Origin of the sequence: Aeromonas sp. CA23 (assembly GCF_002587065.1) — a bacterium.
Classification (GTDB): Bacteria; Pseudomonadota; Gammaproteobacteria; order Enterobacterales; family Aeromonadaceae; genus Aeromonas; species Aeromonas bestiarum.
The window spans coordinates 4,982,847-4,997,246 of sequence record NZ_CP023818.1; the positions used below are offsets into that span (position 1 = coordinate 4,982,847).

Sequence of the window (14,400 nt, forward strand, 5' to 3'; positions counted from 1 at the left end):
CCCCGGAACAGGGGGCTATTATAAGGCTATGTCCCAATTCATGTACAGGACCTTAAGCGTTGAGCCCCTTTAAAACGCCTTCCAAGGTCCTGTTCTGTATCGATTTTCTCTGCTTGGTTCGGCAGGCGTTCTTTGCCAAATAATCAGCTGCCCATTCCAGTCTTTCCCTTATTTCTGTCAGCGCCCAATGGGCCACTGCTTCCAATAGCGGTAACCACCATGTCGTACTGTTCTTTGATGCTTTCAACATCGATAGCTTCCCTATCATCACACTCTGCGCGACCCGTCTTTTCATCACCAGCGACAGCAGGCTCGTCCACACCAATCCCTCGGCTATAGCTTTCTCTCCCGTCACAAATCCTTTGAGCCGGTTGTGCGATTTCCACTCTTTAAATAACAGCTCCACCTGCCAACGGCAGCGATACAGGCTCATCACCTGCTCTGCTGACCATGCCGCTCGCGGTAGGTTGGTCATCCACAGGCAGAACCGCTTTTCCTCGGCAAACCAGCGCCGGATCAACCGATATTCCACCTTGCCGGACTTCACCACCATATCCAGTACTTCGGCCCGACAGCGTCGCCGTCCGGCCTCTTTCAGTGACAATCCCGCCAGCTTTGGCACTTCCCGTCCATCACCGCGCCAGGCCTGGATTATCTTGGGGTTCAGGCTTTGAGTTCCTCGCACCAGATAAAATCCGCCGGCGTCGTTCACTTGTTCAAACCAAGCCCTGTCAATGTAACCCGCGTCAGCCAGTAGCAGGCAGTTGGCCAGTTTGTGAGCCTCAGGGAGAAATTGCCGCTCCCCTGCGGTATCGGCAGACACACTCATGCACAGTGGGCTCTGCTCCGACAGCGACATGGTCATATGGCACTCGATAGCCGCCGGACTGATGGTCTTGAACCGGCCGGGAAAGTAAGCCGCCAGGCGGCGATGTACAGCAAAGGAGGTGCCATCGTGCAGTAACACCTGCTTGAACGCGCCGAGGGAAGCCGCTTTGAGTTGATGGTCGATACGCAATGCAATCGCCCGTTCGACCAGGGCTTTCATAAAGAGGGCAAAGCTCTCTTTGCGCAGCTGATTGTGAAACGGTTTGTAGGAAACCTGATGCGCGTTTACCAGTTGCAAGGCATTGAAATGACAGTGTAAACCGGCAATGTCATTGACCTGGTCGCCCCCCATGGCCCGCAGCAGTGCAGGGACGAGCATGGCAGGGGTAATGGCGCGCTGACGCAGACAAAACTTGCAGAGCCGAGCAATGCGCTCGAGTGCGGCGGGAGCCAGGAGTTGCTCCAGATAGTAATTAGCATTGATAATGGTCATAGGCTTCGCGCGTGTTGATTTTTTTTGGCGATAAAATCAGATCACAAACGAAGCCTTTTTTATATCTATTTCAATTGGTTGCCGCTAAAGATCCTGTACATGTGTCCCAATTACGTGTTGCATGGGGCACCCCAGCGCCTCATGCAAGCAACGTGAGATATTCACTTCCCGTCCATAGAGCTCCAACATCCTTAGCCAACCCAGATAATTCCTCAGATAATGGGTCGCTACCCCATGGAACCGCTCCATCCACTCCTTCAATCGCCTGTGGTACCCGTTCACATGTTGGATGTGATATGCACCCACCACTCGCTCTCCCGCGCGATTGCGCACCACTTGGTGTGTTATCCCCAGTCCCTCGCTGAAACTGGCATACACCCCGGCACCATCACTGCACAGGACGGCATCCGGGGCGATAAGCGGCTCCAACTGGAAGTCGGCCAGGTGGCCTGCTCTGTCTTGCACCACCATCACCGGGATGTAATCCGGCCCTGTGCCTCGGGTACGGCCTTTGCCGCCACGATGGCGAGCCGGGCGGGGCAATCCACGTTGCCCCTTGAACGATTCCAGGAAGAAGGTTTCATCGACCTCGACGATACCCTCTTCCCGTGCCGCCTGATGGGTTGCCATGGCTTTCAGGAAACGGTGACGCCACAAGAAGGCGGTGTTTTTACCGACCCCACAGCGCAGCGCCGCTTGTCGGACAGTCAGGCCGTCGATGAGTGCCTGGGCGTAGTCCTCCCAGCATTGGGCCTTGCGCAGTCTGGCCATGGGCGTTTGGGTGAGGACTGAACTCGTGCGCAGACACTGTTTGCAGCGATAACGGCGTCGTCCTCGACTCCAACCCCAGGGGGCCAATTGCGCGGCCTCGGCATGACAGTGGGGGCAACATTGACAAGCGGGGAGTTGGGTGGCCAACGAGGTGATGGGGTGGGGAGTGGTGAGTTCATGTTGCGCGAGGCGACGCTGGCGCAAAGTGAGCTGTGGGAAGAGAGACAGCAGGTGTTGAAAGGCTTGGGTATCCATGACGACGGCCCTCAGGGTGATGACCTACTTCAAGGTTAGCCTTTCAACACGTAATTGGGACAGCGCCATTATAAAGGGGGATGGCATGAACTTCAGTGATTATGGTCTGATACACTATGCTATGGCCGAGCGAAGCGGGATACAGTGTATCCTCGCCCAGCAAAAATATTATGACAGAAAAACACGATCACCTTACAACACAATTAATCAGGTAAGTTCCCTTCCAGTGGATATAGCCTGAATCGATTGGCCCCTTGAAGATCCAGACACTTCGCCCCTCTTAACTTAAGAGGTAGTCTTGGAACTATGTTCAGTACTAGTCACAACGAGAAGATGGTCGAAGTGTTAACAGGGGCCGAGCGCCGTCGACGCCGGACTCCGCAGGAAAAGATCACCATCGTGCAGCAGACCTTTGAGCCCGGTATGACCGTCTCTCATGTCGCTCGCTTGCACGACGTCAACGCCAACCAGCTTTTCAAATGGCGTAAGCAATTCCAGGAAGGGTCTCTCACGGCGATCACCGCCGGTGAGGATGTTGTTCTAGCCTCAGAGTTGGCTGCTGCCATCAAGCAGATCCGAGAGCTCCAGCGTCTGCTCGGGAGAAGACCATGGAGAATGAGATCCACAAAGAAGCCGTGGAGGTTGGTCGAGCAAAAAAATGGATTGCGCATGCGCCCTTGTTGCCGGGGGACGACGATTAAGTGCTGTGAGCCAGGCTCTTAATGTATCGCGTGCGTAGCTATCCGTTCGTGTTCATCGAAACCCGGGGTGACAAGATGGTCGTCATCATCGCCAGCGTAATGATGCTGCCTTACTTGGCCGGATCATGGAGGCGATGGGAGAGCTCCCCTCCTATGGCTATCGCCGAGTTTGGGCGCTGTTACGGCGTCAGTCAGAGGCAACACGACAGCCTGTGGTAAACGCCAAGCGGGTATATCGTGTCATGCGCGATCATGGCCTCATGACTCTGGTTATTTCTGGCATCTGCAGTACGTTAGGCAGCACTCTACTCCGTTGGCTTTGGCGACGTATTTTACAGGCGCCGGAGGTTAAATCATGACGTGGACCTTCAGCCAGCGCAGTGAGCACCACTTGGCTAACATTCATCCCGACTTGGCAAAAGTTGTCCGGCTCGCCCTTCAGATAAGCTCCGTCGATTTTGTTATTATTGACGGGCTGAGAACCTTAGAAAATCAGCGGGCATTAGTGGCAGCCTGACTGTCAGATCAAGTCTGAACTTCTACATTTTAGGACATCGCGCTCTGTGGTAACGTGGGCCAGTTATCCCACAGTCGCTTGAGCTCGGCGGCGTCACCGGTCTGTTTGCCTCGGCCGGGGAAGGCATCGGGTCCGGCGCCTTGGAGCTCACGCTTCCACTTGCCGAGTAGTGACTCAGTAATATCGAAAGCTTGGGCAACATACCCTAATGGGGGCCGGCAAGTACCTGCTCAACAGCTTCGCACTTGAGGACCGTCTGGTCTTGGTCATGAACACTGCTCCTCGGTGGTGACTATCCAACTTAAGTTAGTGTCCACGGTGCCACCTCTTGTTGTCGCGCGACTTGCTGGCCCCCATCTTCTCACTTATTCCGCTTGCTCTCCCGCGTGATCAAGGGCTCCCCACTGCCACCGTCCCGCCGCGTAATCCACCTCCAACTCCAGTAATACTACCCCACCACCTGATAATGCTGCCGACATCACGTGCACCGGAAACCCATACAACTTTGCCTGCGACGCTACTGATACGGCCGTGGCGTCCAAGCATACTTTTACTTCCGGAGCTCCCCCCTGCTTCTTCGACAACCACGCATTATGCGTAATCTGACCTCCGCCGGCCGTTAGGGTCGCCGACGACTTGATCTTAGCCACATAATAATTGCTGAACCTTTGGTCGTGCAGCGAATCTTGATCACAATACTGTTTCGCTTCTGATCTCTCCGATTGCACGTCGCCACTCGCGTACGCTTCTGCCATCCCCAAAAGAAACGGTATCAGACACAGTGCTTTCTTCATCATTACTTCCTTTTTCGCATTTAGGTTACTGTACAATTTACCCACTCAGATAAACTCCAAAACGTGCCTACTCGCCTTGGAAGAAAAATTCTTCTCGGACTTCCACACCACACCTACGGCCGGTGCGTTTAATATCCCGATTGGCGGGCTGCATTTTACATATGTCAGGACCTCCTTTTTTTCGATTTTCGTCGTTTCAAATAAACTACTTGTTATCGGCTCTACTGTTTTTAAGTGTTTATAATCTGCATACAGTACTCCTACTTCTCTTATGTCAAAATTCATTATACCGCCCGCGTTCAATTCCAACTTAAAATTTAAGAACGTCATATAAGTTGAATCGCTGATCGGGTAATAATTTTTCGATGTATCTTTTGCTACACCCAACGTCAAATTGATATTGACCGAAAAGTGATTCTGTGACGACAGTATCAACCGCCCTCCTTCCGAAGGATAAATTAACGCTGGTGCTTCGGTGATCGCAACTTTTCCTCCCATATGCTCTATCACTACCGCCACCGGCGCTATTACATACTTGTCGGAATTTTTTAGATAAATCTCTATCCCAAACTCGCTACTAGTTGACGACGATGCTATTGATGCCATATCCACCGCCTTTGACACCACATCCAAACCACTTGCCCACGTGCCAGGTTCGACCTCGCTATGGTACGCTTCATTCATTCCCTCAACTATCTTGTTTGCTGCCTCCACACCAAAATAGATTTTGGGCTTTGTACTCTTCCATATAGTCATTCTCGCCTCCCGATTCCTTAGTTAAACAATACAACATCTAAGCTCATACTATGCTCCGTTACTTGATTACTAAGCGTCAATATACTTGACCCTACTCCACAGACGATCCCCTCTTGGTGCAACCACCAAGTGGTTAACTTTTTATTTAGCTCCTGCGTAAAATTAAGATGTGGGTTTTTACATGTAGTAGATCCCGAGCTGATTGTCTGCACCCCTAGATGGACGGAATCGTCCACGACATGCTTTCCAAGCACCAGATTCACCTGCCGAGTAGATGACTGGTTAAAATCTTTAATGTATAATTTTAGAGTCATGGGATCGTGCCACCTTGAATAATCTGTCATGCTAATCTCAATGACTTCGCCTGGGCTCAATATGGTTTGCTCCGTAAACTGAGTGAATCCATTTAGCTTTTCACCGATCAAAACAGGAACAGACATATTATTTCTCAACTTTAATGTGACCCATGCCGTACTGCCTGGAGCACCATTTATCATTTTTACCAGCGATGCCATGGAGTTACACACCCCCATTGTTGCAACGAGCACAGCAAGAGGAGGAAGGATCAGATATTCATCCTTTTTTACCGAGCTTATCGCATCAACGACAGGCTTAGCCCTTTTCAGAAGGAGTGTCTGCATTGCATTCCCAAAATCATCTTTAACACTCATTTAACACCTCTATCGTTAATATGGACTGTACAAACGCTTCACCTACCGGATCAATGATGTGCTGCCGTCGCACCGTTTTAAAGATATGGCCGAGATGCAGGAACGTTATGTACTGCTCTACAACCAGTATTTGCTGAAATTGCTCCTCCCGCTTTGTACACCAATTAAGACCCTGGCAGAACGGCAACAACAACTATCCGACTTATTCGATAATAGCGTGAGCAATTTTTCGGAGTAGAGCACCTAGATAATTTCTGGTCTTCCTTATAAAGTTAACTCTTAGAAAAATTTCTCACACCCCATCTCGCTTACGGCACTCTGGCTTTACCTCCTCCCTCACTAAGCTTGTCGCTTAATTTTTCGTTCTATAGATTTATACTTCAACGTGCTCTTGGCTCCTTGCCGCCAACACGGTGTTGAGTCGTATGTTTACTGCAGTAAGATATGACCTGGACAATTCCCTATATACATATGCCCAGCCCTGATTAGCTCACCCACACTGAATCTGGATCTCACCCGGCTTTTTGTACCAATTGCCGGTACCGTCCCGGTATTCAATGGTGTCGAAATTAATATCGAAACCAGAGGCACTGGTAAACTGAACTTGTTCATCGCCCAGGGGCACAATAAAGCGATAGGTGGGGATAGGATATTGCACTAATAGCCATGATATCAATCCTTCTAACTCGAGACTTCCCTTTGAAAAGTACGCTACCACCCCTAGTTAACACCAGTAATTCGTTTGCACATCACTTTATGATAATATCTACATAGGCGCATTGTCTCTAGGCATTACGATACAAAATTGATTAAGGGAAGTAAAGAGAAATACAAGATAATGTTTGTTTTATATCCAATAATTTATATTTATAAAAGAAGGGGGGTATCTGAATCACCGCAGTGATCTAGACACTTCCCAAGCGTTCTCGGTAGCGGCACTCGAACTCTACCTAGGGAGGGAAAGTACGAATAAATGGGGTAATTACCTCGACGTGATGCTCTAGCAGATTTTTAAAATCTAAAAAATCTAAAAAAACACTATTTTTCATCGATAAAAGGCGTTATTGCTCTTACAGAGCCTCATTTCGGCCGTCATTCCCGGATTTTAGGCAGATCACTCCCACTTTCTTATTATCTGATCGACTCGGAACAGGTTCGCCAAGGCAAATAGCATCGCCAGTTGGCTATCGTTTTTCAGCAGCCCTTTGTACCGCGCTTTCACGAAGCCAAATTGGCATTTGATGATCCGGAACGGGTGCTCCACCTTTGCGCGCAGGCTGGCCTTGAGTCGTTCGAACTTGATAGTCGCCTTGTTTTTACGGGGATGCTGCTTGAGTTCCTTGACCTTGCCAGGACGCATCGGCGATGTACCATTCGGGGCGTTGTTGCCTAAATCAGCCAGCAGTCATGACTTCCCCAGCCCCAGGTGACCGTTATACTCGGGGCTTTCTGACAGGTAGCCCCAGGGTATTCAGTTTTTTATGGCGCTTACATACGCCATTACCTTTCCCACTTGGCCGTTGTAGTTACGCAGGCTGATTTTCCCCACCAGCAACTGCTTGAACCGATACATCGCCGTCTCTGCCAGCGAGCGACGGTGATACCCCGATATCTGCTTCCAGTGCGCCAGCCCTTCCTTGCGCATCACCAGCACTGCGTCATTTCTTGGGTGTCCCTTTTTCCATAACCCCGCGTTCTTGCGAGGCGGGATACAGGCTGTCGCCCCTTTGCGCGAGATAAGCTGATGGCTGGCTTTGCTGTCATAGGCGCCATCCGCATAAACATGTCCCAGCTTACGCCGCAGAGGGTTGAGCAAGGTGGGCAATACCTCGGCATCATGGACATTTTCCAACGACACTTCCGCCGCCACGATATCATGGGTCACCGGGTCTACCGCCAGATGCAACTTGCGCCAGACTCGCCGCTTCTCAGCACCGTGTTTTCTGACCTTCCACTCGCCTTCACCAAATATCTTGAGGCCGTTTAGTCGATAACCAAGTCGGTAATGCGTCCCTTTGGGGGCTGTCGATAAGCCACCGTCATCGTGCGTGCTCGCTTGCTGACACAGCTGTAATCGGGAGCACAAAGCGGTACGTTCATCAACTCGAACAGGGAGTCGAGTAGACCCTGAGTTGCTCGCAAAGTGAGACTGAAAATCCCCTTGAGCATCAGGAAAGTTGAGATGGTCTGGTCAGTGTAAAGCTGGCTGCGGCCCCGTCGCCCATGATGGTCGTGGTGAAACCAGTTGCTCATGGCCTCGGCATCAACCCAGAAGGTGAGAGAGCCACGAGAAATCAGAGACTTGTTGTACTGAGTGAGACCAGTTGGTGATGGGGTGAAGCGACATGCCCATGATGCAGACTTGAAGAGGATGCTGGTGATCAGATCACCGAGTCCTCAGTTAGTTCCATTCAAGCAGCATCGATTTGGGCAACAACGCCACCATTCGGCCTTCACATGGGCCAGCTCCTCCCGTTTCTCTGCCCCCTGGTAAGCGGCATCGGCCAACACCAACTGCTCCTTGCCATGCAGCTTCAGGTCATGCTCATTGGCAGGCGTGGTGACCAAGCTGTGAGTCAGGCCACTCTTGGCATCGACCCCTATGTGGGCCTTCATGCCGAAGTGCCACTGATTGCCCTTCTTGGTCTGATGCATGTCGGGATCCCGTTGCTGCGGTTTGTTTTTGGTCGAGCTCGGGGCCGCGATGATGGTCGCATCCACCAACGTCCCTGCGTCATCATGATGCCCACCTCAGAGAGTCACTGATTGATGGCTTCAAAGAGCTGGCGAGCCAGCTGGTATTGTTCCAGCAAATGGCGGAAGTTCATGATGGTGGTGCAGTCAGGAATAGCCTGGTCGAGCGAGATCCTGGCAAATAGGTGCATGGAGGCAATCTCATAGAGTGAGTCCTCCATCGCACCGTCACTAAGGTTATACCACTGCTGCATGCTGTGAATGCACAGCATGGTGTCGAGCGGATAAGGGTGACGACCCTTGCAAGCCTTGGGATAGACCTGTTCTATGACGGTCAGCATGCTTGACCAGGGGAGCAGTGCCTCCATGCGGGCAAAGAACCTCTCTTTTCGAGTCTGACGGCGTTTGCCATTGAACTCGCTGTCAGTGAAGGTGAGCTGGTGACTCATGTTGAACATCATCCCTTATGCCAAGATGGCTTGATGATCTCATGCCGGGGACTTGTTCGCACCTTCCCTAATTTTGAGGGTCCCTAAAAATGGGGGGATTACCTTATGTCCATCCATATTAATGGGCCATTTACCATTTGATATTTAAAAAAAATTATTCCATCACTACGAGTATAAAACAATAAACAATAATAACTCAGTGTTGAGAATTTACTATATCAATACGTTCCTCACTCACTCCCCCAGCATCATTAATGATGAACATTGTAGCATCAATATATTCTTGTGCATACTGACAAAGTGATTTGGAAAGAGGGTTGCTAGAAAATGGAGCGACCAAACTTGGAATATCCCCCTTAGAAAAATTTCGTCGATTGATATTAATGGAAGAAAACACAATATAATAAGGCGAAGCATTCTCAAATGTACACCCAGAGCGAGTATATTGCAACGTAGTGTACTTATGCAACTCATAGCGCTCCACTTCGACATCCACATTATTAGCCACTTGTGTACCATTATAAATCACATCAGCTGATAAATGGCTATATTGAACAAGAAAGAGCATTAGCAGACTTTGAATCCAAGCCATCATTAGTTACCATACAAATAAAGCAAGCAAATACGGACCACTTATTCAGAAAATAATGCCATATCGCCCACATCAACATAATGGCAGAACACACCCCACAGAAACCAAAAGAGCTCTCATCGAAAGGCCGGACTTGGTTAACCGCGATAATTGCCTGTATCATTAAAATGAAAATAAAATACCTACCCTCTTCCCTGCCATTGGGTTTAACGAACTAAAATCACCTTCGATATTTTTATAGAGTCTCTATTTAGTTGGTTGTGAAAAAATTACAATGATCGCAAACATACAAGAAAAAGCCCGGCATGAAGCCGGGAAACTACACACTACAGGATAAGGATACAAGCATTCCCAATGCTCCATTCTATCCTAATGCATTTCAATGACACAGGATGTAGGCGTGATCCCTTTTTTACGTAGGATTGTGACGTGACAGCTTGGTTGAAAAATGAATTGTTAATCATGAGGCTTATTATAGTTAAGGCGGCGTTGTTGCCTAAATCAGCCATCAAGTCACAACGTCCCAGCCCCAAGTGACAGCTACACTAGGCTGTGTTCTAAAAATGCTGCTTTTCTGTCCACCAATAGTTCCCGCAAGTGACGAAGGCAAAAAACCAGCTTGATAAAAGCAGCAAAACTTTCCGCCAGCTTTTCATACCTCGTTGAGAATCGGCGAAACTTCTTCAACCATCCGAAGCACCGCTCGACCACATTTCGCCTGCGATAACGAGTTTTGTCCAATACCAGTGGACGTCCCTTATGGCACCGCAGCTGGCCGCATGCGATAACGGCCTGATGAGGCCGGAATCCTTGCCATGGCCAACGCACTTGTCGCATATCTGATTTCCGCTGATTGCCTCGGCGAAAGGCAGAACCCCAGCGGTAAACCATTACCATCAGTGACCAAGTGAATTTTGCTGCCAAAACCGCCACGCGAGCGACCAAGCGCTTGATTCACCGAAGTGTTTTTCTATGTGCTCCGGCAGCATCTTTGGATGCCCTGACATTGGAGCCGTCAAGGCACCACAGGTCGAAGTCGAGAAGCCCTGCTTCATTGAGATGCAGTTGCAGCGCTTCAAGGATGGCATCGATGCGACCTGTACGCTGCCAACGTCGAAAGGTGTTGTAGACCGAACTCCATGGGCCGAAACGTTCTGGCAGATCTCGCCAAGGTGTGCCGGTGTGGAGTATCCAGAGAATACCATCGAGCACCTGGCGTGGCTCGCGAGTCGGACGTCCGCTTATATGGTGGTATGGAAAAAGGGGCTCGATAAGCCCCCATTGTGCATCAGTCAACTGGTAACGACGGGACACTGCATAGATCTTAAGCTGTTGAGAATATATCTTCATCACTTTAAGAACACAGCCTAGAGAATCATGATTCATTGAACCTTCATAACTATACACCTAACACACTACATATTTAGATAAGAAACTCGTCCAGCTGACGGCCTTGCTCGAGCTGCTCAGCCAGGAATTTGGGTGTGCGGCCCTGGCCGGTCCAGGTTTTCTCTGCACCATTCTCGACATAACGATATTTCGGAGGGCGAGGAGCCCGCTTCACTTTAACCGCACCGGTTGACGTCGCAGGAGCACTCCCGACCAACTCAGTCGGATCAATCCCGGCATCAGCCAACATCGCTTGGAACTCAGCCAGCTTTTGCTGACGTTCTGCATTGGCTGCTTGCTCTTTCTCTGCGTGCTCCAGACGCTCCAGATAAATCGATTCAATCTTCTCGTGGGCTTCTTGGAGTTGTTCCAGAGACAACTCACGCATTGCTGCGCGCAGGCTACGGATGTTCAGCAGCACTTTCAGAAATTCACTCATAGATATCCTTTAATTAAATATGCAGGGTTTGTTCTATAGCATACTAATCAGCACTGATGTGCTCAAGCATATTATCGTACTTGACTGCAACCGAAGTTGCGTTGTCCATCAGCAACCTTCGTTCTTTGTTTACTCAAATAAGCTATACGAAATAAAAATGCACTGAAGTGGTCATCTAAGTTTCGCGCTGAGTTACGGTCAAACCTGTATTGTGGATTTTCAGGGAAGTTAACCAGCGTTGCATGATCAGGGTATGGGAGACCCAACGCGCTGCACCACGCCTTCTGGATCCGAGTCCCCATGTTGTTAGCATCATAATCCCGATAATCTCCCAGGAAGGCATAAACGTCTTTGTTAAACAGCAGCATCAGGTGGTAATGTGGTGATGCCGATGACTCCTGCTCCCGACACCAGATAACGGTTGGTAATGACGGAGACCCACGCCGTTTCTGACGGCAATGGTCTGCACGTAATTGGCTTTTTAGTGACTCCATAAAGCGAGTGATCACTGATGAATCTGAACGCTGTAAACAAGTCAGCGTATCAGTATCATCTTCAGGCGACTCACTAGCAAAGCGCAGATCCACACGCAGTGCATAAACACGAGGATACCTAGCTAGGGTACCGGAAACAACATCTAAGCTACGCCTTAAATAATTACTATTCATAGGGCCGTAACTATCTGTGTATAATCTAGTAAGTGCTTTCATCTTCAATACTGAATTTTTTAAGTGATTCAACATAGGAGTCCCTACCTTGGTGAATAGACACGGAGGTATAGTTATTGAATTAAATAAATAGATGTGCTTTTTGCTTAAGTAAATACACCATGCTCTGGATGCTATCCATAGTGGTACATGCTTAGAGGCATGTAGTCTTCACGCTACCCCATCGTTAGATTGCATAGCGTATATGCATCGTTAGTAGTGTGCATGGCTATGGATGTATATAATGGAGTGTGTATATATAATACATATACCGCTCTATATGTTATTTAAGCAACCTGACACACAACCTGCCCATATCTATATATGCACTGAAATATATACATATGATTCCTAATTCATATGCAGTTATGATTCATCCATATATAACAACACTCTTAAGTTATTTAAGGATAGGTATCGCAATCGTTAATGCTGCATCTTAATGCATGGGTATGGAGCATATTCTTATCATCGTAATTGACTTCTCATGTCCATCAACGGTCTTTCAAAAAGTTCAACTGATGGTATCCCTAAATGGCGTCTTCCACGATACTCTACAAGTTCGTTAACATAAATCCTATCGTGAGTGCGTACTGAAGAGCGCCTAACAAGCCTAGGGGGGGGGGGGGGGGGGGGGGGGGGGGGGCTGAGGGTATTTTTTCCAAGATAAAGAAATATAGATTGACTGTTTCTTTTTAAAGCAAATGATATCTCCTCGAGCAATAAGAACTTCTATTGCATCTTCTAGCTTATTCAAATTACGAACGCAATGTGGTCCACTTCGTCTAATGTCACCTTTCAGAAACAGCTCATTATTCCAGTTATGAATAATCCACTCCAGTAGCTTATTAACATGTGCCTCGTCCACGAACTCCCTAGCCTCAGGTGATCTAAATATTATCAGTGCTTGATGCAAATATATTTCAGCCAGTGCAATGGCTGTCTGCATAGTTTCATGAGTCACAAGCGTGTTTCTGTAGTTTATGTTTGTAAATACATGAAGTGCCGCCGCAATTCTTGACGCCTGCTCCATAAACTTTGAACCAAAATCTTTATAGTGTTCCAAATATTCCCCACGTCTCATCGCGTATTCAATGTCATTGAACTTGTCATTCCAAATTTCCTTAGCACTTTCTGTCAAATTCAGGCAATGACGCTCCTTGCCTTGTGCTATCATCTCTAGCCCTTCTTTCAGTAAAGAATCAATCCTGGAGTTAAATCTACCTAATTTAATGTTATCCTCTAGTGATGTGCTCTCATTTCTATCTTCTTGACGATAGCCAATCTCTGATTCAGGCTCACAAAGTAAAATTCGAGCATCTAATCCAGAGCTCCTCATCGCATCACCATTACTATCTCTGAATGTTCTATATATATCAGGCTGGATTTGCATGCTCAAAGTCAAACGAGCGCCTTCAATATGGACTTCATTGGCATTGGCTCTGTCAACACGTATACTTTGACCTGACCATAAAGAGTTAAACAATGCATTATCTTTCATCAGGTCACTCGATAATAGTGTCCCCGCTTCATCGGACACCAGAGCTAATGACGTATTTTTCCCTGCTAACATCGACTTCAGCTTTGCGACAGTTATATCCTCAGCTAAAATCCTCTTAACTACCGGAGCTATAGGCATAATCGCATGGTGAGTATGCCATGTCTCTATTAGAACGGGTTGCTCATCACCTTTTTTATAAATTTCATATAATTCTTTGCTTAACACTTTTTTCTTCATATTCCACAATTCTAGTTCGACCTGGTATTTCTGTTGTGCAGCTTCTACCTGCTCAGCCAAGCATTTTTCAAATTCACGGACTGGTTTCATGAGCATCTTATCGACCGTGCTTTTTCTCTCACCAGAAGCCGCTAGAATTAGAATGTAAAGTGATGCTGGTATTTTTATCTCACTTTTGGGGCTAATATCTACCAACTGCTGCGATGCGATAGCTATTACAGATAACATTTGAGTCAAGATCATAAATCTCGGGGCTTTTGTTTTATAGGCGACGACATCCAGTGGATCCCAAAGGGATTGATCTAACCGCTCAATGACAGCTTCAATGGCTCTGTGTTGATTCATTATTGACCTCCATTGCTTGACTACTTTGCGACCTAGTTGCGATCCATTGATTGACCTCGCTCTGACGCCAGCCGATCGCTGACTTGCCAAGCTTTATCGCCTTGGGAAAGCTGGGATCATGCCGAGAAGACTTGACATTCAACTTGTCATAAATTGTTGATCTAGCAAGGCTAATCATCTTTGTAAGTTCCTGCATCCTAATGATGCGATCTATTACGTCCTGCATTACGTGATGTCCTTCTAACGTCTGAGTGGATGAGC

The 14,400-nt window shown here is 48.2% G+C and carries 11 protein-coding genes and 5 pseudogenes; 2 read left to right on the forward strand and 14 right to left on the reverse strand.

What is annotated here, in order from left to right:
- Positions 1-52 precede the first annotated feature (52 nt).
- Positions 53-1,321, reverse strand: coding sequence for an IS4 family transposase (locus CK910_RS22905; protein WP_098984827.1), 1,269 nt, complete (start codon positions 1,319-1,321; stop codon positions 53-55).
- A gap of 84 nt (positions 1,322-1,405) precedes the next feature.
- Positions 1,406-2,347, reverse strand: coding sequence for an IS1595 family transposase (locus CK910_RS22910; protein WP_098984829.1), 942 nt, complete (start codon positions 2,345-2,347; stop codon positions 1,406-1,408).
- A 333-nt stretch (positions 2,348-2,680) separates the two neighbouring features.
- Between CK910_RS22910 and CK910_RS22920 the strand changes: the two are divergent.
- Both CK910_RS22920 and CK910_RS23985 read left to right on the forward strand, forming a co-directional pair.
- Positions 2,681-3,311 (forward strand): annotated as a pseudogene (locus CK910_RS22920) (transposase); the annotation flags it as partial.
- A gap of 92 nt (positions 3,312-3,403) precedes the next feature.
- Complete coding sequence (locus CK910_RS23985; RefSeq protein ID WP_157774673.1) at positions 3,404-3,565, forward strand: hypothetical protein; 162 nt, start codon at positions 3,404-3,406, stop codon at positions 3,563-3,565.
- Between the two features lie 365 nt (positions 3,566-3,930).
- Here CK910_RS23985 and CK910_RS22925 read toward each other — a convergent pair whose 3' ends face one another.
- The 12 genes and pseudogenes from CK910_RS22925 to CK910_RS22980 all read right to left on the reverse strand — a co-directional run bounded on the left by CK910_RS22925 (position 3,931) and on the right by CK910_RS22980 (position 14,365).
- Positions 3,931-4,359, reverse strand: coding sequence for a hypothetical protein (locus CK910_RS22925; protein ID WP_098984833.1), 429 nt, complete (start codon positions 4,357-4,359; stop codon positions 3,931-3,933).
- Positions 4,360-4,404: 45 nt separating this feature from the next.
- Positions 4,405-5,115 (reverse strand): hypothetical protein, encoded by a 711-nt coding sequence (locus tag CK910_RS22930; RefSeq protein WP_098984835.1) that lies wholly within the window; start codon positions 5,113-5,115, stop codon positions 4,405-4,407.
- 17 nt (positions 5,116-5,132) lie between these two features.
- Positions 5,133-5,786 (reverse strand): hypothetical protein, encoded by a 654-nt coding sequence (locus CK910_RS22935; RefSeq protein ID WP_098984836.1) that lies wholly within the window; start codon positions 5,784-5,786, stop codon positions 5,133-5,135.
- A gap of 1,114 nt (positions 5,787-6,900) precedes the next feature.
- Positions 6,901-7,143 (reverse strand): annotated as a pseudogene (locus tag CK910_RS22940) (transposase); the annotation flags it as partial.
- Between the two features lie 76 nt (positions 7,144-7,219).
- A pseudogene (locus CK910_RS22945) lies at positions 7,220-8,139 on the reverse strand (IS5 family transposase).
- 89 nt (positions 8,140-8,228) lie between these two features.
- Positions 8,229-8,929 (reverse strand): annotated as a pseudogene (locus CK910_RS22950) (IS5 family transposase); the annotation flags it as partial.
- Between the two features lie 196 nt (positions 8,930-9,125).
- The gene (locus CK910_RS22955; RefSeq protein ID WP_157774674.1) at positions 9,126-9,521 is read right to left on the reverse strand and encodes a hypothetical protein; all 396 of its coding nucleotides are present in this window, start codon (positions 9,519-9,521) and stop codon (positions 9,126-9,128) included.
- A 540-nt stretch (positions 9,522-10,061) separates the two neighbouring features.
- Positions 10,062-10,835 (reverse strand): annotated as a pseudogene (locus tag CK910_RS22960) (IS5 family transposase).
- A gap of 109 nt (positions 10,836-10,944) precedes the next feature.
- Complete coding sequence (locus tag CK910_RS22965) at positions 10,945-11,349, reverse strand: H-NS family histone-like protein (protein ID WP_098984839.1); 405 nt, start codon at positions 11,347-11,349, stop codon at positions 10,945-10,947.
- Between the two features lie 71 nt (positions 11,350-11,420).
- Positions 11,421-12,092, reverse strand: coding sequence for an inovirus Gp2 family protein (locus tag CK910_RS22970; protein ID WP_157774675.1), 672 nt, complete (start codon positions 12,090-12,092; stop codon positions 11,421-11,423).
- Positions 12,093-12,669: 577 nt separating this feature from the next.
- A complete protein-coding gene (locus tag CK910_RS22975; protein ID WP_098984841.1) occupies positions 12,670-14,139 on the reverse strand; it encodes a YfjI family protein in 1,470 nt (489 codons plus the stop codon).
- On the reverse strand, positions 14,117-14,365 hold the full coding sequence (locus CK910_RS22980) for a helix-turn-helix transcriptional regulator (RefSeq protein ID WP_098984843.1): 249 nt from the start codon (positions 14,363-14,365) through the stop codon (positions 14,117-14,119). The genes CK910_RS22975 and CK910_RS22980 overlap by 23 nt, the downstream gene beginning before the upstream one ends.
- Between the last annotated feature and the right edge of the window lie 35 nt (positions 14,366-14,400).